The organism is Pseudarthrobacter sp. C1 (genome assembly GCF_034720455.1).
In the GTDB taxonomy this organism is placed as follows: domain Bacteria; phylum Actinomycetota; class Actinomycetes; order Actinomycetales; family Micrococcaceae; genus Arthrobacter.
This window is the reverse complement of the sequence record NZ_JAYESK010000004.1, coordinates 212,271-234,524: the sequence shown is the minus strand read 5'-3', so window position 1 is coordinate 234,524 and position 22,254 is coordinate 212,271. Positions and strand designations below refer to the sequence as shown.

Below are 22,254 nucleotides of genomic sequence, written 5' to 3'. Positions count from 1 at the left end.
CGCCGCCCTTACCCGGCAGAGGACGCAGTGGCCTTTGAAGTCAGTGCCAGCGCCTCGTCCAGTACCTTCCCGAAGTTGGCGGGATCGTGGGCAAAGCGGCCCAGGAACAGCCCGGAAACGCCGCTGAGCCTGGGCAGCACGCCGGGCTTGGCTGACCCGCCGTAGATGACCGGGAGCCCCACTAGCCCATGCCCGGCGAGCAGCGCGCGGAGGTGGCTGACGACGTCGGACACGTACCCGGTGTCCGCCGGCTCTGCTGCCCCGATGGCCCAGACAGGTTCGTAGGCCACGATGACCCGGGCGGCCAGCGCCCAGTCGCCGCCAACGGCCGCCCGGATCTGCCTGTACACAACGACGGCGGCGTCACGGGGGGAGCCTTCCCCCAAGGAGTCTTCTCCCACGCAGAGCAGCGGCGTCAGCCCGGCGTCGTCCGCTGCCCGGACCTTGAGCGCCACAATGCCGTCAGTTTCGCCGAAGTGGGCGCGGCGTTCGGCGTGGCCGATCTCCACCAGGAGGACGCCCAGATCAGCCAGCATGGACGGAGCCACTTCCCCCGTCCAGGGCCCGTCCGCCCAGCCGCAGTTCTGCGCGCCGAGGCGGACCGGCGACCCTTCGAGGATCCGGCCGGCGGCGGGCAGCACCGGAAAACTGGGGACGACGAACGGGACCACCCGCCCGGCCGCAAGGGCCGGACGGGTGTCCACTTCGTGCCTGATGCCGGTGAGCCACTCAAGGGAGTCGGCGTAGCCCAGGTACATTTTGGTGCTGACGCCGACGTACACCGTTTCGGTGCCCTGGCGGTCCGATGTGCTGCAGTCGGGCATGGGTTCGATCACTTGTGGTCGAGCAGGTCGTCCGCCTTGTTGCGGAACCGCTTGGTGGCGTACATCATGATGGCGGCCACGAACGGCAGGACGCCCAGCGCGTAGACCCCCATGGTGCCGGTGTCCGACGCCGTAACCTGGTTGACCGTTGTGCGCAGGATCGGGGCCACGAAGCCGCCCAGGTTGCCCAGCGAGTTGATCAGGCCAATGCCCGCGGCGGCTGCCGTTCCGGTGAGGAAGGCCGTGGGGTAGGACCAGGCGATGGGGCCGATGGACAGGAAGCTGCACACCGCCAGGGTGATGAAGAGGATGCCCAGGGCCGGGATATGGTTTGCTCCCGCCCAGGCAGAGCCGAAGATGCACAGGCCGGTGGAGAGGAACAGGCCGGTGCCCCAGACACGGCGGCGGACTATGGTGTTGGCGGCCCGGCCGATGAAGTAGCAGGCGAAGATGCCAAAGAACCACGGGATCGCTGCCAGCAGGCCCACCATCAGTCCGACCTTTTGGCCGGTCAGCTGGGACACCTGCTGCGGCAGGTAGAACGTCACGCCATACACAGCCACCTGGAGGCAGAAGTAGATGGCCGTGAAGTACCAGACCTTGCGGTTCTTCATGGCGGCAACGACGCCTCGGGGGCCGGTTTCTTCCTTGACGGTGTCCTCCAGCGCCATGACATCCAGCAGGGCCTGTTTTTCCCCGGGGTCCAGGAATTTGGCATCCTGGGGGCTGTTGATCAGGAAGAAGTACGCGGCGATGCCGGCCACAACGGCGAGCATGCCTTCCACGAAGAACATGACCTGCCAGCCGGCCACGCCGGGAACCTGGTCGCCGATGTTTATCAGCCAGCCGGACAGCGGGGCACCCATCATCTGCGAGAACGGCTGCGCGAGGTAGAAGATGGCGAACATCTTCACGCGCACCTTGTTGGGGAACCAGGCAGCGAGGAACATGATGACGCCGGGGAACAGGCCTGCTTCGGTTACACCCAGCAGGAAACGCAGGATGATGAAGGAAGTCTCGCCCTGGACGAAGGCGAAGCAGGCGGACACGATTCCCCAGGTGATGGCGATGCGGGCCAGCCACACCTTTGCGCCGAACTTGGTCAGGAGCAGGTTGCTGGGGATTTCGAACAGTGCGTAGCCGATGAAGAAGATACCGGCGCCAAGGGCGTAGGCCCCCGCGGTGACCCCGCGGTCCACCCCGAGCGCCGCCTCCGCGAAGCCCACGTTGGTACGGTCCAGGAACGCAACGATGTACAGGATGACGAGCATCGGCATGAGCCGGAAGGAGGCCTTGGAGATCGCCGATTTAAGGACCGGCGAGTCCAGGAGCTCCTTGGTGGATGCTGCTGTTAGGGACATCTAAACTCCTCTTTGAGTATGTAAGCGTGGAAATCGGTGCACGTTGATGCCCGGTTACAGCGGGAAGGCGATGAGAACCACGCCCGCCAGGCAGGCGAGCACGCCGATTGCCAGGTAGATCCGTCGTTCCTTGGTCCAGGCGCCCATGGGGGTCCTTTCCTAGTGCATGTAGAGGCCGCCGTCCACATTCAGCGTCTGGCCGGAGATATAGCCGGCGTCCTCGCTGATGAGGAAGGCGATGGCGGCAGCGATGTCGCGGGGGGATCCCACCCGGTTGACCACCAGGTCGCGGGTGAGTTCTTCCTTGCGTTCCTCGCTGAGGGTGCCGCCCATGATGTCGGTATCGATCGGGCCCGGGGAGATGGCGTTCACGGTGATGTCGTACTCCCCCAGTTCGCGGGCGGTGGAGCGGGTCAGCCCGATCACGCCGGCCTTCGCCACCGAGTAGGGCGTTTTGGAGAACGTTCCGCCGCCCCGCTGGGCGGACACCGAAGAGATATTGACGATCCGACCGATCCGGTTCTTAACCATTGACTCCGCGACCCGGCGGGTGGCGTAGTGGACGCCGTTCAGGTTGATGTTCAGCACGCGGTCCCACTCGGCCGCGTCAAGGTCCAGGTACGGAACCGGGGAGCTGACGCCGGCAATATTGGCCAGGGCCACCACCTGCGGCAGCTCGGCTTCGATTGAGTCGACCGCGGCGCGGACGGAGCCTTCGTCAGCCACATCGGCACCGGCGCCATGGGCCTGCACGCCGTAGCGGGATGCCAGTTCCTTGGCCGTGGCCTTGCACAGTGCGTCGTCGAGGTCGATGATGCCGATGTTCCAGCCCTGGGCCGCAAGGTAGTTGGCGGTGGCCCGGCCGATGCCGCGCTCAGAGACCGCCCCGGTGACGATGGCGGTGCGTCGTGCAGGGAAAACACTCATGGTTGCTCCTGGGAGTAGGAAGGGATGGTCAGCCGATGGGTGCCGGGCCGAGCTCATCAAGCAGTTTCTGCATGGCCACGTAGGCCCTGTTGCGGTAGGCGATGAGCTCGGGGGTGCGTTCGGCCGGGACATTGAGGAAGCCGGCGCCGGTCTTCGTGCCGAGCTTCCCGGCCTCCACCAGGTCGCTGAGGATCCTGGGCGTGGCAAACCTCTCCGGGAAGTCGGTCTGCAAGGACTTGTAGCAGAAGTTGTAGACATCCAGCCCGGCCATGTCCGCGATGGCGAAGGGCCCAAAGAACGGCAGCCGGAAACCAAAGGTGGTGCGGACCAGTGTGTCGACGTCGTCCGCCGTCGCAATCCCCTGCTCCACCAGCTGGGCAGCTTCGTGGAACAGCGCATACTGCAGGCGGTTGAGCACGAAGCCTGTGACGTCCTTGACCACTGCTGTCTGCTTGCCGGCGGCGTGGACCAGGTCGCGGGCTGTCCCCACTGCTGATGCGGACGTGCCGGCGTGGGGAATGATTTCCACACCGGGGATGAACGGCGACGGGTTGGAGAAGTGGACGCCCAGGAAGCGCTCCGGGTTGATGACCGGCCCGGACAGTTCGGCGATGGAAATGGTGGAGGTGTTGGAGCCGATGATGGCATCCGGCCGCGCCGCTGCGCTGATGCGGGCCAGCGTCTGATGCTTGATGGCGATGACCTCGGGGACGGCCTCTTCGATGAAGTCAGCGTCCGCCACCGCTTCCTCGATGTCCTTGGCGGCCCAGAGGTTCTGCTTCAGGATCTCTGTGGAACCGGCGGGGAAAAGGCCGCCGGCCACGAACTGGTCCGATTCGGCCAGAAGGCGGTCGTAGTTGCCCCGGGCCACTTCGGCGGACACGTCCGCCAGTGCCACGCGCGCTCCGCCGAGCGCCAGGACCTGGGCGATGCCGCCGCCCATGTAGCCGGAGCCGACGACGGCGATCTTCCGCGCGCTGATGGCGTCCGTTGGAGTCGGGGTGCTTGCTGTTTCGGTCATGGTCAGACTGCCTTCGTGTAGTCGGGCTCATAGGAGCAGATGGCGTCCACCTTGGCGGCGGAGGCTGAAGTCTCATCGAAGCGGTAGTCGAGCCATTCGCCCACCAGCTTCTTGGCCAGTTCGAGGCCGATGACGCGCTGGCCCATGGTGAGGACCTGGGCGTTGTTGCTCAGGACCGAACGTTCCACGGAGTAGCCGTCGTGGGCCGTAACCGCACGGACGCCCGGGACCTTATTGGCCGCGATGGCCACCCCCAGGCCGGTACCGCAGATCAGCAGGGCGCGGTCTGCCTCACCGTCTGCCACCTTGCGGGCGGCGTCCACGGCCACGTGCGGGTACGCGGTCGAGTCGTTCGCCCCTACGCCGATGTCGACGACGGACGCCACGCGGCTGTCTGCCTCGAGCAGCGCCCTCAGGGCATTCTTGTACTCGACCCCGGCTTCATCGTTGCCAATGACGATGCGCCACCCTGCTGCCGCGCCCTGTCCGGGATTCTGTCCTGTGTTCTGTCCTGCGCTCATTCTTGTGCTCCATTTCCGGCCGCGGAAGCGGCCAGCCGGGAATCAGTCAGTGGGTTGTCGGCTGTGCCGGAGTCGGCATAGCGTGCTATGCGGGAGGCGATGAGGCCGAAGGATACGGCTCCGGGGTCGGGATGCCCCAGGCTCTTCTCCGCCAGGGGCCGGGCACGGCCCTTGAGCGGACGGAGGGAAGCCGTGGCATCGGCCGCCTCCCGGGCAGCAGCGGCCGCCGCCGCCAGTGCCCCCTTGACCTGCGTGCCGCCGTCGAACGCTGCCCGGAAAGCCTCCTGGTAGGGAAGCAGCGCATCCACCATGGTTTTGTCGCCAGGTTCAGCCCCGCCCAGTCCGGTGATGGCATCCACGAACGCGGCCACGGCAGCGGCCGCGTCGCCGCCGCGGTACGAGTCCTTGTTGCCGAGCGCGAGCCCGGCCGCAATCACGGCTGATCCCCACAACGCACCGGAGGTGCCGCCGGCACGTTCACTCCAGGCCTCCCCGGCCGACGTCAGCACGCGCTCCACGGAAACTCCGGCAGCAGCTGCTTCAGCCGCGGCCGCCGCTGCCGCGTCCACGCCGCGGCGCATGCCGATGCCGTGGTCGCCGTCGCCCGCGATGGCGTCCAGGTTCCCCAGTTCCTCTTCATGCTCGACGACGACGCCCTGCACCTGGGCGAGCACGGCGGCGGCCAGCCGGCCCAGCTCGGCTGCTGCCGCCGTCGTGTTCTCCGCTTCACCGGCCACGGCGTCTTCCGGTCCGGCCAGCTCACGGCGGGCCCGCGGAGCCAGGTTGCCCTTGCGGAAGGCGGGGGTGTCGGCAGGTGCGGCCCAGTACCGCCCCAGCTCGTCGTCCAGCCAGAGCAGGGTGAGGGAGAGTCCGGACATGTCCAGGCTGGTGACCAGCTCGCCGCACTCGGGCTCCACAACGGTGAGGCCGGCGGCGGTGAGGAGCTTTTCGATCTTCCCGAAAAGCAGGAACAGCTCGTCGTACTTGACCGTGCCCAGGCCGTTGACGATGGCCACCACACGGTTCCCGGCGTCGTCGGGCTTGTCCGCCAGGAGCCTGGAGACCAGCAGTTCGGCGAGTTCGGAGGCGGTGGGCATGGGGTGTTCGGAGATGCCCGGCTCGCCGTGGATGCCGAGGCCCAGCGACATCTGCCCGGCGGGCACGTGGAACAGCGGCGCGTCCGCTCCCGGCAGCGTGCAGCCGTCAAAGGCCACACCCAGGGAACGGGTGCGGTAGTTGGTCCGGATGGCCAGGCGTTCGACGGCGCCGAGGTCCAGTCCTGCTTCGGCCGCGGCGCCGGCAATCTTGAAGACCGTCAGGTCCCCGGCAATGCCGCGGCGCTTCTCGATCTGGTCCAGCGGAGCGCTGGCGATGTCGTCCGTGACCAGGACGGTGCGGGTTTCGATGCCTTCGGCGTTGAGCCGCAGCTGGGCCTGGCCGAAGTGGAGCACGTCGCCGGCGTAGTTGCCGTAACTCAGCAGCACGCCGCCGCCCGCGTTGGCGGCCTTGGCCACCCGGTAGACCTGGCCGGCTGCCGGGGAAGCGAACATGTTGCCGCAGGCGGAGCCCGTGGCGAGGCCCGGTCCCACGAGGCCCGCGAAGGCCGGGTAGTGGCCGGATCCGCCGCCCACCACCAGGGCCACTTGGCCGGCGGGCACCTCGGTGGAGCGGACCACGCCGCCGTCCACCCGGGCGACGTACCCGCGGTTGGCTGCCACAAAGCCGTCCAGTGCCTCATCCGCGAAATCAGCGGGGTTGTCGAAGATCTGGGTCATGGTTTCCTCATTGAATCCGAGTTGGAGAAGTAAAGCCGGGAGTCTGAATTGGTGCGGCCGCCACCGAATGCATGCCGGCCGCACCAGGCGCCATGGATCAGACGCTGCTGAGTTCCGGGGCGGGCAGCTGCCTCCCCTGCGCCACCCGGCTCTGCCCGAGTGCGTAGCCGTCGGTCTTGGGGAGGACGTGGCGGCGGAGGTAGTCCTGGTTGCTGGCGGTGACGCTCAGTCCGTCGCCGCCGTAGTGCTCGGTGCAAAGGATGCCCTGGAAGCCCACGGACAAGGCGACTTTGAAGGCCTCGCGGTAGTTGATGAGGCCGCTCTCCATGGGTGCCGGCATGGCGACATACATGTCGCGGGCCGTGTCCTCGTCCCGGATGTAGTTCTTCATGTGCCAGTAGTTGGAGTACGGCAGGGTCTTGGCCACCATCTCGCGCCAGTCCTCGATGGGCCGGTGCAGCCGGATGAGGTTGCCGAGGTCCGGGTTGAGGCCGACGTTGGCGAGGCCGATGTCCTGGACCATCTTCACGGAGGAGTCGGCGGTGCCCAGGTACGTGTCCTCGTACATTTCCAGGGACAGCAGGACGCCCACCTCGGCCGCGTGCCGGCCCAGTTCACGGAGGCGCGACACGGCGTTGTTCCACGCTTCCCTGTTGCCTTCGGGGTCCTTGTAGCCTTCCACCGTCCAGAACCACAGCTGCTTCTGCTGCTCCGCCGTGATGGCCTGGTGGAGTCCAAAGGAGACAACCTCGCAGCCCAGCGCTGCTGCGGCGTCAATGGTGCGGTGGCTGTAGGCCAGGTTTTCTTCCCACCTGCCTTCTTCGATGACGCTGCGGCGGATAGCCGAGATGACCGGTACGCCGATTCCAACAGCGTCCGCGGCCTCCTTGAACTCGGCCAGGCGCCCTTGGCTCAGATCGCCCGGCCGGACCCAGCTGTCCGTGAGGTCGGCATTGGCGAAGCCGGCCTCCTTCACCTCGGACAGGACACCGGCCCAGACGGAGGCTTCGGCGTCGTTCACGTGGACACCCCGGGCGTCTGTTGCCGGAAACTGCAGCAGTGCTGCAGTGATGGGCCAGTTGTCGGCTGTGTACGCCATGGTGTAGCTCCCTTGCNCGAACTGCTGCGCCAGATCAGCGTGGGCGCCTTCACCGCTGCCACCCCCGTCCACATCGGCTACTACCTGGTGATGACCGCCGTCGGCATGCTGCTCACCACGGTCCGCCTGCGCCAGCTCTTCCTGAGGTAGCCCCCCCAACTAGGTAGCGCTAAGTGTCGTTTTGGGGGTTCAAAACGACACTTGGCGCTACCTAGTTGGGCGTGAGGGGCTGGTTCAGCCTGGCGGGGCGTCAGCCATGGCACGCGCACGGACCTGCCGGATGTGCTCGGCCATCGCGGCCTCCGCCGTGCCGGGGTTGCCCGATGCAAGGGCCTTCAGGACAGCCTGGTGTTCGGCGATTGCACTGTCGGCATCGGTAATTCCCACTCCCCCGAAGAGCCTGAACCGCTGGATCTGGCCGCCGAGGGACGCATAGGCGGCTTCCATGAACTGGTTGCCGGTGTGCCGGGCGATGAGCTGGTGAAAACGCTCGTCCGCTTCCAGGTAGTCCTTGAACTCGGCGAAGGACGGGCCCCGTGGAGCGGCCTTCAGGTCCTCCACCGCCGTTTCCAGTTCGGCCAGGCCCTTCTGGCCGATCCGTTCACAGGCCAGCTTGGCGTTCACGGGTTCGATAGCCAGCCGCGCCTCCATGAGCTCGGCGAAGTCCTCCCTTGTGAAGACCGGAGCCACCCGGTACCCCTTGAGGGCCACCCTCCGGACCATGCCCGTGTGCTCCAGCCTCGCCAGCGCCTCGCGGACAGGCGTGGGCGAGACGTCCAGGTCCCGGGCGGTGCCGTCAATGCTGACCACGGCTCCCGGCGCCAGGCGGCCGTCCATAAGGGACGCCAGGAGTTCCGCGTAGACGTGGTCGGCGAGCACCTGGCGGTTGACAGCGCGGCCCGGCCGGCGGGCCGTCGCCATGTCCTCCGGCCGGGGCCCGTTGTCCTTGGGGGCTTTCTGCATGTTCAGATCCTATAGGGTTCCAACGATTCGGGACCTGCCACCCGGCCGCGGCCCCGCGGGCAGGCTAGGCACCGAAAAGCCCCGTCCAGGCTTGCCGGGACGGGGCTTGTCAGTTTGGTTATGCGAGCAGGGAAGGCTTCAGCTGCTGAAGCCGGCCCAGGAGGCCGTTGATGAATTGGGGCGACTCGTCAGTGGAAAGCGTCTTGGCCAACGCCACCGCTTCGCTCACCGCCACGCCGTCCGGAATATCGTCGTTGTACAGGAGTTCCCAAGTGCCGATGCGCAAAATGATGCGGTCCACCGACGGCATCCGCTCAAGGCTCCAGCCCTGGGAGTACGTCTCCAGGAACTCGTCGATGGCGGTTTGCTGGGACAGCACGCCCTCAACGATTTCGATGGTGTACGGGTTGATTACCTGGTCGGTCTTTTCCCGCCGGGAGCGGATCACGTCAAAGGCCGAAACCGAGCGCTGCTCAGCTTCGAAAAGAACGTCCAGTGCCCTGTTACGGGCTTTACCGCGTGCGCTCACTACTCAGTGACCCGGCCCAGGTAGCTGCCGTCGCGGGTGTCTACCTTGACCTTGGTGTTGTTTTCAATGAACAGCGGAACCTGGATCTCGTACCCGGTTTCCAGGGTTGCGGGCTTGGTGCCCGCGGAGGAGCGGTCGCCCTGCAGGCCCGGCTCGGTGTAGGTGATTTCCAGCACGACGCTGGGCGGGAGTTCGATGTACAGCGGGGTGCCCTCGTGAATGGCGATGTTGACCATCTGGTTCTCGAGCATGAAGTTGGTGGCATCGCCTACCGTTGCGCCGGAGACAGTGATCTGGTCGAAGTCCGAGGTGTCCATGAACACGAAGTCGGCGCCGTCCTGGTACAGGTACTGGTAGTCACGGCGGTCAACCGTTGCGGTCTCGATCTTCAGCCCGGCGTTGAACGTCTTGTCCACGACCTTGCCGGACATCACGTTGCGCATCTTGGTGCGAACGAACGCACCGCCCTTGCCTGGCTTGACGTGCTGGAATTCGATGATGTTCCAGAGCTGGCCCTCGAGCTTCAGGACCGTTCCGTTCTTGATGTCGTTAGTGGTTGCCACTGTTTCCTCTGGTCTCTGTCTGGTCGCGTTGTCAGACGTTGTATGCCGGGCAGGCAACCCAAACGGACTGCCGGCGCGTGTTTGTCAAAAATCGGGTGGTTAAAAATTCAAGAACCATTCTACCGGGTTAATCCGGTGCGCTTCCCGGCTGCGGCTTCAGGCGGCTGCCGGAGGGCAGCTGCACCGATCCGCTGCCGGTATCAGCAGGCCAGGTCCAGGACATCCCGGGCACGCTGCAACGCCACGGTGGACGAGTAGATCTGGGCCGCATCGGCGGACTGCGCCACGCGCAGGTCGAGTGCGCGCGCGAACGATTCAACAGCTGCTGACATCTGGCCGGCACTGTACTGGGTCTTTCCCAGGAACTGCCACACGAGGGCCTCCCGCGGCGTCCCCTGCACTTCGGCCAGGAGCTGGCGGAACAGCTCCACGGCACGGTCAAGGCGGTTTGAAACCCGCAGCACCTCAGCCTCGAAGGTCCGCAGCCGGAAGGACTCGGGGTCCTTGAACCGGGCTTCGGCCAGCAGTTCGGCGGCTTCGGAGGCGTGCCCTTCCACCAGGAGAACGAAAATATGGTCTGCCGGATCGCTGGATACCGCCAGCGCCTCCCGGCAGGCGTCCTCGTTCACAATCTCCGGCAGCAGCGATTCCGGGTTGATCCGGATACCCGGAAAACCGGCCTCGGGCCAGTCTGCTGTTCCTTGCATGTCCCCCTGCATCAGGAAGCAATTTCCTGATATGCGGCGAACAGCAGGGAGGTGTCCGGGACGTCAAGGATTCCGGGCTTTGCCACGCCGTCCAAAACAACAAAGCGCAGCAGGTCACCGCGTGACTTCTTGTCGCGCCGCATTCCGTCAAGGAGGGCTTGCCAACGGTCCCGCCGGTAAGTAACCGGGAGGCCGAGGCTCTCAAGCACGGTCCGGTGCCGGTCGGCGTCGGCATCGCTGAGGCGGCCCACGCTGCGGGCGAGCTCGGCAGCGAACATCATGCCAACCGAGACAGCGGCGCCGTGACGCCACGAGTAGCGTTCGACGAGTTCGATGGCGTGCCCGAGGGTGTGCCCGTAGTTCAGGATTTCCCGCAAACCGGATTCCTTGAGGTCCTCGGAAACCACTTTGGCCTTAACGGCGATGGCCCGCTCGATCAACTCCCGGAGGACGTCAGACTGCGGATCCACCACAGCGGCCGGGTCCTTTTCCACGAGGTCGAGGATGGCGGGATCGGCGATGAAACCGCACTTGATGACCTCCGCCATGCCGGAAACCATCTCGTTGCGGGGCAGCGTGTTGAGGGTGTCCAGATCGGCCAGCACGCCCGCGGGAGGATGGAATGCGCCCACCAGGTTCTTGCCTTCGGCGGTGTTGATCCCTGTCTTCCCGCCCACGGAGGCGTCCACCATGGCGAGCAGGCTGGTGGGCATGTGGATGACCTTGACGCCGCGCAGCCAGGTGGCTGCAACGAAGCCGGCGACATCCGTGACCGCGCCTCCGCCGACGGCAACGATGGCGTCGGACCGGGTGAAGTCGTTCTGCCCCAGGACCTGCCAGCAGAAGGCGGCCACCTGGATGTGCTTGCCTTCTTCGGCGTCCGGGATTTCCGCGGTCAGGGAGGTGAAACCGGCGGCGGCCAGCTCGTCGCGGACGGTGTCGCCGGTAAGCCGCAAGGCGCGCGGATGGATGACCAGCACGCGCCGTACCCGCTCCCCCAGCAGCCTCGGAAGGTCACCCAGCAGCCCCCGCCCCACGACGACGTCGTAATTCTCGGCGGCGGAACTGCCTGTGACACTGATGACTGTTGATTCGGTGGTCACTTTTCAACTTCCTGTTTGGCAGCTGCGTAGTCCCGCAGTGCTGCTTCGAGCCGCGCGCCCAGCTCGGAAACCGAGCCGTGGCGCACGTCCAGGGTGAGGTCAGCCAGCCGCTCATAGACTGGCTTGCGGGTGGCGAACATTGCGGTCCAGCGGCCCATCGCGTCCCCGGCCAGCAGCGGGCGCCCGGAGTTCCGGGCGATGCGGCCGGCCACTGTTTGCGCGTCGCATTCGAGGTACACCACGGTACAGCGGCTGATCAGCTGCTGAGTGCCGGAGTCCAGTACCGCGCCGCCGCCGAGGGAGATCACCGCGACGGTCTGGTCCGCCGCTTCGACGACGTCGGCTACCGTCCGTGCTTCGATCTCACGGAACGCATGTTCACCGCGCCCGGCAAATATATCCGAAATCGATCCATGGCCGGCCACGATCACGGCGTCGGTGTCCACGAACGGGACGCCGAGCTGATGGGCAAGCTGCTGCCCGATGGCCGACTTGCCCACCGCCATGGGCCCGATCAGGACAATGGGCCGGCCTGAGGGTCCGGTTTTGCTGCGGTGGGGCACTTACTGGCCGATCGAGTCCAGGGACGCCGGAATGTTGTCCAGGTAACCCTTGATGTTGCGTGCGGTCTCCGCGACGGAGTCGCCGCCGAACTTTTCGGTGACGGCCTCGGCGAGGACCAGCGCCACCATTGCCTCTGCCACCACACCGGCGGCCGGAACCGCACAGACGTCCGAACGCTGGTGGTGCGCCTTTGCAGGCTCCCCGGTGCTGACGTCGATGGTCTTGAGGGCGCGCGGCACCGTGGCGATGGGCTTCATGGCGGCCCGGACGCGCAGGACGTCTCCGATGCTCATGCCGCCCTCGATGCCGCCGGCACGGTTGCTGGTGCGGACAATGCGGCCGTCAGCATCCCGGACGATTTCGTCATGGGCGGCGGAGCCGCGGCGCGCGGCCGTCAGGAAGCCGTCGCCGACCTCCACGCCCTTGATGGCCTGGATGCCCATCAGTGCGGCGGCAAGGCGGGAATCCAGGCGCCGGTCCCAGTGCACGTAGCTGCCCAGTCCTGGCGGGAGTCCGTAGGCGAGGACTTCCACCACGCCGCCCAGGGTTTCGCCTTCCTTGTGGGCGGCGTCCACCTCGGCGACCATCGCATCGGAGGTTTCGCGGTCGAAGCAGCGGAGCGGGTCGGCGTCCAGCGCAATGACATCCGCGGGCACCGGAAGGGGACGTCCTTCCGGGACTGCGACAGTGGCAATGCTGACTGTGTGGCTGACCAGCTCGATGCCGAGGTGCTTGAGGAATTGTGCCGCAACGGTGCCCATGGCAACGCGGGTGGCGGTCTCGCGCGCGCTTGCCCGCTCCAGGACAGGACGTGCCTCAGCGAAGCCGTACTTCTGCATCCCGGTGAAATCGGCGTGGCCGGGCCGGGGGCGGGTCAGCGGCGCGTTGCGTGCCTGGTCCGCGAGCAGGTCCGGATCCACAGGATCCGCCGACATGATCTGTTCCCACTTGGGCCACTCTGTATTGCCCACCTGGATGGCCACCGGGCCGCCCTGGGTGAGGCCGTGGCGGACGCCGCCGAGGATGGTGACGACGTCCTGCTCGAACTTCATGCGCGCGCCACGGCCATAGCCCAGCCGGCGGCGTGCCAAGGAGTCTGCGATGTGCCCGCTGGTGATTTCCACACCGGCGGGGACGCCTTCAATAATTCCCATCAGAGCCGGACCATGGGATTCACCGGCAGTCAACCAACGCAACATATCTTCCATCCTGCCACGGGGGGCGGTTACAAAGCGCGTCGGGGAAGGCCGACTGAGGCGCACATCACATCTATGACGGCGGCATTGACGTCATCGCCGCGACGGGTAAAAAGGCGTACCTGTTCCACTGCCTGGTACAGCAGCATCTCCAGGCCGGGCACCACGGTGCCGCCGCCTGCCTGCCACACCGAGGCGACCAGGCTGGGCCAGGGATCGTAGGCAACATCCAGCAGCACGCCGGGAGTGGCGGTTTTCAACTCCGCTATTTCGGCCGCCAGCCCGTCCGCGGCCCGCGGCGGCAGGGTGGAGATGACGACGTCGGCGGCGGCCGTTGGGTGCACCGCGTCAGCCAGGCGGCGGATGTCCAGGTCCATGCCCAGGCTTGCGGCGGCGGAGCGGACCTCCCCGGTCCTGGAGGTGTCCCGGACGAAAACCTGGACGTGGCCGGTCCCAAGCTCCTTCAGCGCCGCGATGGCAGAGGCCGCTGTTCCCCCGCCGCCGAGGATGACGGCGGCGGGGGCTGGCCCCGTCCCGGCATGCCGAAGGGCGTTGACGATCCCGGCAACATCGGTGTTCGATCCAACGATCTTCCGGCCGCCGTCGTGGTCCTCGAAGGACACCGTGTTGACCACACCCAGGATCCCGGCAACGCCGCGGACCTCATCCACCTGCCCGAGCATCGCCGTCTTCAAGGGCATCGTGACGGACAGGCCGCGCCAGCCCGGCTGGTCGCGGATCTGCCGCATCAGCGTCGGCAGCAACTGCTCGGTGACGTCAATCGCCGTGTAGCTGATGCCGACGCCCAGCCGGCCGTAGGCAGCAAGATGCAGTGCCGGCGACTTCGAGTGGCTGATCGGGTGGCCCAGGACGGCAGCCCGAAGGCTCATGTGCAGCGTCCGGCGTTCGCCGCGCACCAGGCGTTGTACTGCTCGACGTACCCGTTGTGCTCGGCCAGCGTCCTGGAGAACTTGGTCTCTTTGGTGTCCAGGTTGATGGTGACCCAGTACAGGTAGTCGTTCGTCTTCGGCCTGGCGGCAGCATCAATGGCCGTCTTTCCCGGAGAGCCGATGGGTCCCGGGGGCAGTCCGGGATTCGCATAGGTGTTGTACGGGTTGGACTTGTCCTGGCGCTGTTCGTCCGTGAAGTTGTAGCTCTTGGTGCCCAGGCCGTACGTCACCGCCGAGTCCACCTGCAGGAAACCTCCGGTCTGGTCGTTGGGCTTGAGCCGGTTGTAGATGGCACCTGCCACGTCCCCGTACTCCGCCTGGCCGCCTTCGGCCTGGACAATGCTGGCCACGATCACGGCCTCGTACTGCTTGGCCGGGTCCGTGATGCCCTGCGACACAAGTTCGTCGGTTGTGATCTTGACCAGGGCCTGGAGGATGTCCTTTGCCGGGGTACCAAGGGGGAAACGGTGTTCACCCGGAGCCAGGTAGCCCTCAAGGTTTTTTGCGGTGGCCGGCAGCCCGAACTGGGCCGGCTGGTTGCTGAGCGCCTGCAGGTCCTGGATGGATATTCCGGAACCTTGCGAGATCGCCTGCAGGGACTCGCCCACGCGCAGGCCGGCGCTGAGGGCGAAGTAGATGACCTTGGTTTGGTCCTTGCCCAGCAGGACGTTTACGGCGTCGGAATTCTTCATCTCGTTCTTGAACGTGTAGTCCCCCGGAGCCAGTGTTCCCCCGGATGCGCTGAAGCTCTGGAGGAAGGTGTCCGCATTCGCCACCACGCGTTCGTTTTCCAGCTTCGCAGCGACGGACCGGGTGCCTTCGCCGTTCTCGACGGTCACCACGACTTCGCCCGTCCCCGGGCCCGGGAAGTCGGCGGGCTTGTCGTTGCCAAGCAACGGCTTCAGGAACTGCGCGCCGACTGCCACGGCCGTGACGAAGACAGCAAGGGTAAGGAACAGTGCCAGCATCCGCCTGCGGCGGCGCACCTTCTTGGACGGTTTGGCCACTACCGCTGCCGTCGACGGGGCGGGAAGGAATTCGTGATGGTGCGCGCCGTCGTCGTGCCCCTCGGGGTAGTGGGCGTCACCGTAGTGCTCCTGGTCGTAGTGGCCATCGTGATAGTGATCCGCGTGGTGCGCTGCAGGGTAGGCGGCCCCGTCCGGGAAGTGCGGCTCGTCGTCGTAATGCGTTCCAGTTCCGTGCTGGTGGGCTCCGAAGGCGGGCGCTCCTGAAAAAACGGGTGCCTCGTGGGCATGAAGCCCGTCATGCCGGCCGGCTTCTTCATAGTTGGCGTCCCCACGGAAGTCTTCGTTGTGATGTGCCTCTTCCCGGGGGATGTCCTGGATGGACGGCGGAGTGAGGGGAGCAGCAGGAACGGGCTGTTCTACCGGTGTTTCCTGCGGTGCCGCTTCCTGGGGTCCAGCTTCGTTCCGCAATGCTTCGTCCTTAGGCAGGGGGTGCGGCTCGGGTGCCACGGGAGGTTCCGAAGGCTGCGGCGGAATGTCGTGGCCGGTCTCGTAGGCCTGCTCGGGCACCGCGTCCTGGCCTCCGGTGTTGAAGGTCTTTTCCCTTGCACGGAGTTCCTTGCGGGTCAGCGGTCGTGCTGCTCCGGCGTCCAGTGGGCTGGAAGCGTCGTCAATGTTGGCAGGGCTCACTGTTGCCTTCCATTATCTGAAGATTGGGCCGTTTCGCCGGGGGCGGCGCGCACAGTGTCATTCTGCCCGCTGCCTCCCAGGTCCACGGAAGGGGGCGGCGGCGTCACGCGTGAGCCGACGTCCGCTCCCCTGGCTTTCTGCATGTCGATGGCGTGCTGAAGGATACCCGCCGCCGCGACCTGATCAACTACTTTACGGTGATTCCTGCTGCTCATGCCAGCTTCATGCAGGTTGCGGTGCGCGGTCACGCTGCTCAACCGTTCGTCCACAAGGTTAACCGGGACGTCCACAGCACGGGCAGCCAGTTCGCCGGCAAGCAGCCGGGCGTAGTCCACGGCCATCTTGGCGGACGCCCTTTCCTCACCCTTGAGGGTGCGGGGCAGCCCCACGATCACCTGCACGGCGCCGAGCTCCTCGACCAGGTTTGCGATGACCCTGACGTCGGAGTTTTTCCTGGCGTTGCGGTCCAGCGTTTTGTAGGGCGTTGCCAGGATCGAGTCGCGGTCGCAGATGGCAACCCCCACCCGGACCGTGCCGACGTCCACCCCCAGTTTGATCCCCTGGGGGTAGGCGCCGGCAGCTGCAGGACTGGTCATGGGTGGTTAGCGCCGCGTAATGGCGTCAACAACCGCCGCCAGTGCCGGGCCGACCTTGCCGGCGTCGGTGCCGCCGCCCTGGGCGACGTCGTCCTTGCCGCCGCCTCCGCCGCCGAGGACACCCGCGGCGAGGCGGACAAGCGCGCCGGCCTTGACCCCGGCCTCCCTGGCGGCTTCATTGGTGGCCACCAGGATCATGGGACGGTCGTTCGCAACGCCGGCAACGGCCACAGTCGCCGCTGCCGAGCCGAGACGGTTGCGCAGGTCCAGCGCCAGGCCGCGAAGATCGTCCGCGCCACTGACCTGGCCGGCATCATGGGCGATGACGCTCACGCCGGCCGCGTCCTTGGCGCTGTTGACCAGCTGTGCGGCCGAGGCGGCCAACTGCTCCTTGCGGAGGCGGTCCAGCTCCTTCTCCGTGGCCTTGAGTTTGGCGAGGGTGGCGGAAATCCGGTCGGCCAGCTGGCCCGAGGGCACTTTGAGGAGCTCGGTCAGCTCGGTCACCAGGGCGCGTTCGGCGGCCAGGTGGCGGAACGCATCCATGCCCACGAAGGCCTCCACGCGGCGGTTTCCCGACCCCACGGACTGCTCGCCCAGGAGCGAAAGGCTGCCGATCAGGGAAGTGTTGGGAACGTGGGTGCCGCCGCACAGCTCGCGGGACCAGGCGCCGTCGATCTCCACCACGCGTACTTCGCTGCCATAGTTTTCACCGAACAGTGCCATGGCGCCCAGGGCCTTGGCCTCCGCCAGTCCCATCACCTTGGTCTCCACCCGGAAATTGTTCCGGATGGCCAGGTTGGAGACTTCCTCGATCTCGGACCGGGTGGCCGTGCTCAGGCCTTCGCCCCAGGCGAAGTCGAAGCGCAGGTAGCCGGCCTTGTTGTAAGAACCGCGCTGCGTGGCTTCGGGGCCGAGGATCTGGTGAAGCGCCGCGTGCACGATGTGCGTGCCGGTGTGGGCCTGTTCGGCGGCGTGCCGGCGTTCACGGTCGACGGCGGCGCGGACCAGCGAGTCGGACCCGATTTCGCCTTCGCGCACGATCGCCTTGTGCACGCTCAGGCCTTTCAGGGGCCGCTGCACGTCAAGGACCTCGACGACGAATCCGTCACCGGTGATGAGGCCCGTGTCTGCGGCCTGGCCGCCTGCTTCCGCGTAGAACGGGGTCTCGGAGAGCACCAGCTCGATCTCGTCGCCCGTGGAGGCCTGCTGGACCGGGCGGCCGCCCGTGAGGATGCCGCGGACCCGGGATTCGCCGTCGAGCTCCGTGTAGCCGGTGAAGACCGTCTCGCCCTGGGCCAGGATGTCCTGGAAGGCGCTGAGGTCGGCGTGGCCGCCCTTCTTGCCCTTGGCATCCGCCTGGGCGCGCTGGCGCTGTTCCTGCATGAGGCTGCGGAACGCTGCCTCATCCACCTTGAGCCCGGCTTCTTCGGCCATTTCCAGGGTCAGGTCGATGGGGAACCCGTAGGTGTCGTGCAGGGTGAAGGCGTCCTCGCCGGACAGCGGCTTGTTGGCCGCTTTGGACACCTTGACGGCGTCCTCAAGCCGGGCAGTGCCGGAAGCGATGGTGCGCAGGAAGGCCTTCTCCTCCGCGTAGGCGATGCGGCTGATCCGGGCGAAGTCGGTGTCAACCACGGGGTAGACGCCCTTCATGGCGTCGCGGGAGGCCGGCAGGAGCTCAGGCAGGCATGCCTGTTCCACGCCGAGGAGGCGCATGGAGCGGACGGCACGGCGGATGAGCCGGCGCAGGACGTAGCCGCGGCCCTCGTTGGAGGGGGTCACGCCGTCGGAGATGAGCATCAGCGCCGAGCGGACGTGGTCGGCGACCACGCGCATGCGCACGTCGTCCGTGTGGTGCGGGTCGTCGTCGGACTCGGCGGAGGTGTACTCCCTGCCGGAGAGTTCGGCGGCCTTGTCGATGACGGGGCGGACCTGGTCCGTCTCGTACATGTTCTCGACGCCCTGCAGGATCATGGCCAGGCGCTCCATGCCCAGGCCGGTGTCGATGTTGCGCTTGGGCAGCTCGCCCACGACGTCGAAGTCTTCCTTTGAACGCACGTTTTCGATCTGGTACTGCATGAACACGAGGTTCCAGATCTCGATGTAGCGAGTTTCGTCCGCCAGCGGGCCGCCCTCGACGCCGTATGCGGGGCCGCGGTCATAGTAGATTTCGGAGCAGGGGCCGGCAGGGCCGGGCTGCCCGGTGTGCCAGTAGTTGTCCGCCTTGCCCATTTTCTGGATGCGCTCCGCGGGGACGCCGGTGTTCTTCAGCCACAGTTCCCTGGCTTCGTCGTCCTCTTCGTAGACGGTCACCCAGAGGCGTTCCGGCGCAAGCCCGTAGCCGCCGTCGTCAACGCTCGTGGTGAGCAGTTCCCAGGCGAATTTGATGGCATCTTCCTTGAAGTAATCTCCGAAGGAGAAGTTGCCGCACATTTGGAAGAAGGTTCCGTGGCGGGCAGTCTTGCCCACTTCCTCGATATCGCCGGTGCGGATGCATTTCTGCACGCTGACGGCACGTGAGTAGGGTGGTTCCTCCCTGGCCGTCAGGTAGGGAATGAACGGCACCATGCCGGCAACCGTGAACAGCAGCGAGGGGTCGCTGGAAACCAACGATGCGGAGGGAACCGCGGTGTGGCCCTTGCTGACAAAAAAGTCCACCCAGCGCTTTGTGATCTCCTGCGACTTCATGAGCTGTTACGTACCCTTCTTGCTCCGCGCACTGACCGGCGCGGAGGTTCTTTCGCGTGCGGTTCCCGTAGCTGTACGGTTCCCGCCGGTGTTGTTATAACGTTTGGTGCCGCCGCATCGTGCGGTCGGCGGGTGCGGGCCGGCGTGGTACCGGCCTGCGGGGCCTGGTCAGCGGCGGACCAGGTCTTCCGATTCGACGCCGAGGGCGGCCCGCAGATCGGTCTCGCGCTCACGCATCCCTGCGCGGACGGCATCGGCGAAGTCGTAGACGCCGTCAGCGAGCCGGTTCACCGCGCGGTTGAGGCCCTCCGGGCCAAGCGCGGACTGCATGCCGGCCTGCGCTTCGGTCACCTTGCGGAAGGCGATCACTCCGATCGCCACGCCGATTCCCATCCAGACAAGTCGTTTCATTTTATGTTCTCCGGAATTCAGCGGCTGCGGCGGCCGGCAGCGGGTTTCTTGCGGTTGGCAAACGCGGTGCGGACACCGTAGCTGAAGGCGGCCACCTTGATGAGCGGGGATCCGACTGTGGCGGCCACCAGCGAGGACAGCGCCGACAGGTTGGCCGAGGCGTCCGAAACGTTGGACGAGATACCGTCCACTTTCTTCAGCTGCTGGTTGGTGGTGGACACGGTGGCCGTGACCTCGTCCATCAGGGGCGTGGCGCCGTCGCTCAGGGACCGGATGGCCGTGCGCACCTCGTCAAACACCTTGCCCAGCTTCACGATGGGCACCGCGAGCAGCAGCACCAGGAGCGCAAACACCCCGGCAGCGATCAGGCCGGCAATATCGCCACCAGACATAGACGTTTCATCTCCTCGAAATTCTGTGGTTCGTGTCATCAGCGGATGCGTCAGCAAAACGCGTTTCCGCAGATGTCCCCCAAGTACCTTACATACAAAGAAGCCCGCGGCGCTTGCCACGGGCTTCTTTGGATACGCTGCCGGAATTTAGCGTGCGTAGAATTCGACGACGAGCTGCTCTTCGCAGGTCACGGGGACCTCGGAGCGCTTGGGGCGGCGGACCAGGCGTGCCTGCAGGGCCTCCAGCTTGACGTCCAGGTAGGCCGGAACGGCGGGCAGGACGTCGCGGTGGGCGCCGGCTGCTGCAACCTGGAGCGGGACCATGGTTTCGCTGCGGCTGTGGACGTGGACCAGCTGGCCCTCGCCGACGCGGAACGACGGACGGTCAACGCGGACGCCGTCAACCATGATGTGGCGGTGCACAACCAGCTGGCGGGCCTGGGCGATGGTGCGGGCGAAACCGGCACGCAGGACCAGGGCGTCAAGGCGCATTTCGAGCAGTTCGATGAGGTTTTCACCGGTCAGGCCCTTGGTGCGGCGGGCCTCTTCGAAGGCACGGGTCATCTGTGCTTCGCGGATGCCGTACTGGGCGCGCAGGCGCTGCTTTTCGCGGAGGCGTACGGCGTAGTCGGAGTCCTGCTTCTTGCGGGCACGGCCATGCTCACCGGGGCCGTACGGGCGGCGCTCCATGTACTTGGCGGCCTTGGGGGTCAGAGCGATGCCGAGGGACCGCGAGAGGCGGGCCTGACGGCGAGCACGAGTGTTGTTAGCCACTTGTGTCCTTCCAATATCTGCGGTGTGTCAGTGTTACTGGCCTCCACGATGGAGAGCATCGGCCAACCGCTGCCTTTTGCTACTGGGCGCAGGGCATAACCTTCTCAACGTAAATTGGGGAGATTGTGCGTCCGTGCCTTGCCAGACAAACATCTATCCTACCACGGCGGCTACTTGCCCCGGACAATCTTCCGCAGCCGCTCCAGGCGCACCGCAATGTCCCGCTCCGCGCCGTTGGCCGTGGGCTGGTAGTAGTCCCTCCCCACGAGGTCGTCCGGGGGATACTGCTGGGCGGCTACTCCGTGCGGCGCATCGTGGGCGTATTTGTACCCCACGCCGTGGCCCAGCTGTTTGGAACCCGGATAGTGCGCGTCCCGCAGGTGCGCGGGGATGCCGTTCCCCAGGCCTGCCCGGACGTCGGCGATGGCCTTGTTGATGCCCATGTAGGCGGCGTTGGACTTCGGGGCGGTGGCCAGGTGCACCACGGCCTCGGCAAGGATGATGCGGCCCTCCGGCATCCCGATCAGCTGCACGGCCTGGGCCGCTGCCACTGCCGTCTGCAGCGCAGTGGGATCGGCCATCCCCACGTCCTCGGCCGCAGAGATCACGATCCTTCGGGCCACGAAGCGGGGGTCCTCCCCCGCTTCCAGCATCCGCGCCAGGTAGTGGAGGGCTGCGTCCACGTCAGACCCGCGGATCGATTTGATGAAGGCACTGATGACGTCGTAGTGCTGGTCCCCGGCACGGTCGTAACGGACGGCGGCAACATCGAGGGCACGCTCGGTGTGCTTGAGTTCGACGACGACAGGCCCTTCCCCTGCATCGTCCGCATCCCCGAACGCAACCCCGGCTGCCGCTTCCAGGGCCGTCAAGGCACGGCGGGCATCACCCCCGGAAAGCCTTACGAGGTGGTCCAGTGCTTCCTCATTGAGGTCCACTTTCCCGTTCAGGCCGCGAGGATCTGCAACGGCGCGCTGGATCAGTCCCTCGATGTCCGCATCGGTCAGTGGCTTGAGGGTCAGCAGCAGGGAACGGGACAAAAGCGGCGAGACGACCGAAAACGAGGGGTTCTCGGTGGTGGCAGCCACCAGGACCACCCACCGGTTTTCGACGCCGGGCAGCAGGGCATCCTGCTGGGCTTTGTTGAAGCGGTGGATCTCGTCGAGGAACAGGACGGTGGTGGTCTTGTAGAGGTCCCTCGCGGTGAGGGCGTCGTCCATCACCCGCCGCACGTCCTTGACGCCGGCAGTGATGGCAGAGAGTTCCACGAACTTCCGGCCCGGTCCCCTGGCGATCACGTGCGCCAGGGTGGTCTTGCCGGTCCCGGGAGGACCCCAGAGGATGAGCGACGTGGGTCCTGCCGGGCCGGTTGTGTCCGCTCCCGCCCCGGCAGCGAGCTGGCGCAAGGGTGACCCTTGACCCAGCAGGTGTTGCTGGCCCACCACCTCATCGAGGGTGCGGGGACGCATCCGGACGGCGAGCGGGCCGCGCGGGGAAGCGCTGCCTCCTCCCCCGGCAGGCCGCCCGGCGGCAGGTGCAGCACTGTCGCCGTCGTCGTCATCATTGCCGGGCCCGTGCCCGAAGAGATCTTCCACATAGATAGGCTACTTCCAGTTCACCTTCCGGTTTCGCCGGAAG

22 protein-coding genes and 1 pseudogene are annotated in these 22,254 nt (G+C 66.3%); 1 reads left to right on the top strand and 22 read right to left on the bottom strand.

Features of this window, described 5'->3' with window-relative positions; all coding sequences use genetic code 11:
- Positions 1-8 precede the first annotated feature (8 nt).
- From U7114_RS08745 to U7114_RS08715, 7 genes are all read right to left on the bottom strand, one after another.
- Entirely contained in the window at positions 9-824 is an 816-nt protein-coding gene (locus tag U7114_RS08745) for a triose-phosphate isomerase family protein (RefSeq protein WP_323057113.1), read from the bottom strand.
- A gap of 8 nt (positions 825-832) precedes the next feature.
- The gene (locus tag U7114_RS08740; RefSeq protein ID WP_321213619.1) at positions 833-2,185 is read right to left on the bottom strand and encodes an MFS transporter; all 1,353 of its coding nucleotides are present in this window, start codon (positions 2,183-2,185) and stop codon (positions 833-835) included.
- A 159-nt stretch (positions 2,186-2,344) separates the two neighbouring features.
- Entirely contained in the window at positions 2,345-3,112 is a 768-nt protein-coding gene (locus tag U7114_RS08735; protein ID WP_157242076.1) for an SDR family NAD(P)-dependent oxidoreductase, read from the bottom strand.
- Positions 3,113-3,140: 28 nt separating this feature from the next.
- Positions 3,141-4,133, bottom strand: coding sequence for a 3-hydroxyacyl-CoA dehydrogenase family protein (locus tag U7114_RS08730; RefSeq protein WP_323057112.1), 993 nt, complete (start codon positions 4,131-4,133; stop codon positions 3,141-3,143).
- 2 nt (positions 4,134-4,135) lie between these two features.
- Positions 4,136-4,654: a ribose-5-phosphate isomerase gene (locus U7114_RS08725; RefSeq protein WP_157242074.1), complete on the bottom strand. Its 519-nt coding sequence runs from the start codon at positions 4,652-4,654 to the stop codon at positions 4,136-4,138.
- Positions 4,651-6,429, bottom strand: coding sequence for a dihydroxyacetone kinase subunit DhaL (gene dhaL / locus U7114_RS08720; protein WP_323057111.1), 1,779 nt, complete (start codon positions 6,427-6,429; stop codon positions 4,651-4,653). The genes U7114_RS08725 and dhaL overlap by 4 nt, the downstream gene beginning before the upstream one ends.
- A 97-nt stretch (positions 6,430-6,526) precedes the next feature.
- On the bottom strand, positions 6,527-7,528 hold the full coding sequence (locus tag U7114_RS08715; RefSeq protein ID WP_323057110.1) for a sugar phosphate isomerase/epimerase family protein: 1,002 nt from the start codon (positions 7,526-7,528) through the stop codon (positions 6,527-6,529).
- Here U7114_RS08715 and U7114_RS08710 point away from each other — a divergent pair.
- Positions 7,526-7,678 (top strand): annotated as a pseudogene (locus U7114_RS08710) (ABC transporter); the annotation flags it as partial. The gene U7114_RS08715 and the pseudogene U7114_RS08710 sit on opposite strands and share 3 nt — an antisense overlap.
- A gap of 84 nt (positions 7,679-7,762) precedes the next feature.
- On the opposite strand, the gene U7114_RS08705 reads toward U7114_RS08710, so the two are convergent.
- From U7114_RS08705 to U7114_RS08635, 15 genes are all read right to left on the bottom strand, one after another.
- Complete coding sequence (locus U7114_RS08705) at positions 7,763-8,449, bottom strand: GntR family transcriptional regulator (RefSeq protein ID WP_157243165.1); 687 nt, start codon at positions 8,447-8,449, stop codon at positions 7,763-7,765.
- A 160-nt stretch (positions 8,450-8,609) separates the two neighbouring features.
- Positions 8,610-9,020: a transcription antitermination factor NusB gene (gene nusB / locus U7114_RS08700; protein ID WP_311217652.1), complete on the bottom strand. Its 411-nt coding sequence runs from the start codon at positions 9,018-9,020 to the stop codon at positions 8,610-8,612.
- Complete coding sequence (gene efp / locus U7114_RS08695; protein WP_321213624.1) at positions 9,020-9,583, bottom strand: elongation factor P; 564 nt, start codon at positions 9,581-9,583, stop codon at positions 9,020-9,022. The genes nusB and efp overlap by 1 nt, the downstream gene beginning before the upstream one ends.
- A 200-nt stretch (positions 9,584-9,783) precedes the next feature.
- Complete coding sequence (locus U7114_RS08690; protein WP_321213625.1) at positions 9,784-10,302, bottom strand: tetratricopeptide repeat protein; 519 nt, start codon at positions 10,300-10,302, stop codon at positions 9,784-9,786.
- The gene (gene aroB, locus U7114_RS08685; RefSeq protein WP_323057109.1) at positions 10,302-11,393 is read right to left on the bottom strand and encodes a 3-dehydroquinate synthase; all 1,092 of its coding nucleotides are present in this window, start codon (positions 11,391-11,393) and stop codon (positions 10,302-10,304) included. The genes U7114_RS08690 and aroB overlap by 1 nt, the downstream gene beginning before the upstream one ends.
- Positions 11,390-11,956 carry a shikimate kinase gene (locus U7114_RS08680; RefSeq protein ID WP_321213627.1) on the bottom strand — a complete coding sequence of 189 codons (567 nt, stop codon included), beginning with the start codon at positions 11,954-11,956 and terminating at the stop codon, positions 11,390-11,392. The genes aroB and U7114_RS08680 overlap by 4 nt, the downstream gene beginning before the upstream one ends.
- Positions 11,957-13,156, bottom strand: coding sequence for a chorismate synthase (aroC, locus tag U7114_RS08675; RefSeq protein WP_157242070.1), 1,200 nt, complete (start codon positions 13,154-13,156; stop codon positions 11,957-11,959).
- Positions 13,157-13,182: 26 nt separating this feature from the next.
- Complete coding sequence (locus tag U7114_RS08670; RefSeq protein WP_323057108.1) at positions 13,183-14,043, bottom strand: shikimate dehydrogenase; 861 nt, start codon at positions 14,041-14,043, stop codon at positions 13,183-13,185.
- Entirely contained in the window at positions 14,040-15,758 is a 1,719-nt protein-coding gene (gene mltG / locus U7114_RS08665) for an endolytic transglycosylase MltG (RefSeq protein WP_323057107.1), read from the bottom strand. The genes U7114_RS08670 and mltG overlap by 4 nt, the downstream gene beginning before the upstream one ends.
- The gene (ruvX, locus tag U7114_RS08660; RefSeq protein WP_323057106.1) at positions 15,755-16,354 is read right to left on the bottom strand and encodes a Holliday junction resolvase RuvX; all 600 of its coding nucleotides are present in this window, start codon (positions 16,352-16,354) and stop codon (positions 15,755-15,757) included. Before ruvX ends, mltG begins: the two co-directional genes overlap by 4 nt.
- 6 nt (positions 16,355-16,360) lie before the next feature.
- Complete coding sequence (gene alaS / locus U7114_RS08655) at positions 16,361-19,039, bottom strand: alanine--tRNA ligase (RefSeq protein WP_323057105.1); 2,679 nt, start codon at positions 19,037-19,039, stop codon at positions 16,361-16,363.
- A 168-nt stretch (positions 19,040-19,207) separates the two neighbouring features.
- On the bottom strand, positions 19,208-19,450 hold the full coding sequence (locus U7114_RS08650) for a hypothetical protein (RefSeq protein WP_231754896.1): 243 nt from the start codon (positions 19,448-19,450) through the stop codon (positions 19,208-19,210).
- Positions 19,451-19,467: 17 nt separating this feature from the next.
- Positions 19,468-19,842, bottom strand: a complete 375-nt coding sequence (locus tag U7114_RS08645) for a DUF948 domain-containing protein (RefSeq protein ID WP_157242066.1) — start codon at positions 19,840-19,842, stop codon at positions 19,468-19,470.
- Positions 19,843-19,989: 147 nt separating this feature from the next.
- The gene (rpsD, locus tag U7114_RS08640) at positions 19,990-20,616 is read right to left on the bottom strand and encodes a 30S ribosomal protein S4 (protein WP_066276228.1); all 627 of its coding nucleotides are present in this window, start codon (positions 20,614-20,616) and stop codon (positions 19,990-19,992) included.
- Between the two features lie 170 nt (positions 20,617-20,786).
- A complete protein-coding gene (locus U7114_RS08635; RefSeq protein WP_323057104.1) occupies positions 20,787-22,211 on the bottom strand; it encodes a replication-associated recombination protein A in 1,425 nt (474 codons plus the stop codon).
- Between the last annotated feature and the right edge of the window lie 43 nt (positions 22,212-22,254).

What these genes read in the sequence shown, in the direction of transcription:
- U7114_RS08745 (WP_323057113.1), bottom strand. Translation starts at nt 824, where the DNA reads ATGCCCGACTGCAGCACATCGGACCGCCAGGGCACCGAAACGGTGTAC.
- U7114_RS08740 (WP_321213619.1), bottom strand. Translation starts at nt 2,185, where the DNA reads ATGTCCCTAACAGCAGCATCCACCAAGGAGCTCCTGGACTCGCCGGTC.
- U7114_RS08735 (WP_157242076.1), bottom strand. Translation starts at nt 3,112, where the DNA reads ATGAGTGTTTTCCCTGCACGACGCACCGCCATCGTCACCGGGGCGGTC.
- U7114_RS08730 (WP_323057112.1), bottom strand. Translation starts at nt 4,133, where the DNA reads ATGACCGAAACAGCAAGCACCCCGACTCCAACGGACGCCATCAGCGCG.
- U7114_RS08725 (WP_157242074.1), bottom strand. Translation starts at nt 4,654, where the DNA reads ATGAGCGCAGGACAGAACACAGGACAGAATCCCGGACAGGGCGCGGCA.
- dhaL (WP_323057111.1), bottom strand. Translation starts at nt 6,429, where the DNA reads ATGACCCAGATCTTCGACAACCCCGCTGATTTCGCGGATGAGGCACTG.
- U7114_RS08715 (WP_323057110.1), bottom strand. Translation starts at nt 7,528, where the DNA reads ATGGCGTACACAGCCGACAACTGGCCCATCACTGCAGCACTGCTGCAG.
- U7114_RS08705 (WP_157243165.1), bottom strand. Translation starts at nt 8,449, where the DNA reads ATGGCGACGGCCCGCCGGCCGGGCCGCGCTGTCAACCGCCAGGTGCTC.
- U7114_RS08690 (WP_321213625.1), bottom strand. Translation starts at nt 10,302, where the DNA reads ATGCAGGGGGACATGCAAGGAACAGCAGACTGGCCCGAGGCCGGTTTT.
- aroC (WP_157242070.1), bottom strand. Translation starts at nt 13,156, where the DNA reads ATGTTGCGTTGGTTGACTGCCGGTGAATCCCATGGTCCGGCTCTGATG.
- U7114_RS08670 (WP_323057108.1), bottom strand. Translation starts at nt 14,043, where the DNA reads ATGAGCCTTCGGGCTGCCGTCCTGGGCCACCCGATCAGCCACTCGAAG.
- ruvX (WP_323057106.1), bottom strand. Translation starts at nt 16,354, where the DNA reads ATGACCAGTCCTGCAGCTGCCGGCGCCTACCCCCAGGGGATCAAACTG.
- alaS (WP_323057105.1), bottom strand. Translation starts at nt 19,039, where the DNA reads ATGAAGTCGCAGGAGATCACAAAGCGCTGGGTGGACTTTTTTGTCAGC.
- U7114_RS08650 (WP_231754896.1), bottom strand. Translation starts at nt 19,450, where the DNA reads ATGAAACGACTTGTCTGGATGGGAATCGGCGTGGCGATCGGAGTGATC.
- U7114_RS08645 (WP_157242066.1), bottom strand. Translation starts at nt 19,842, where the DNA reads ATGTCTGGTGGCGATATTGCCGGCCTGATCGCTGCCGGGGTGTTTGCG.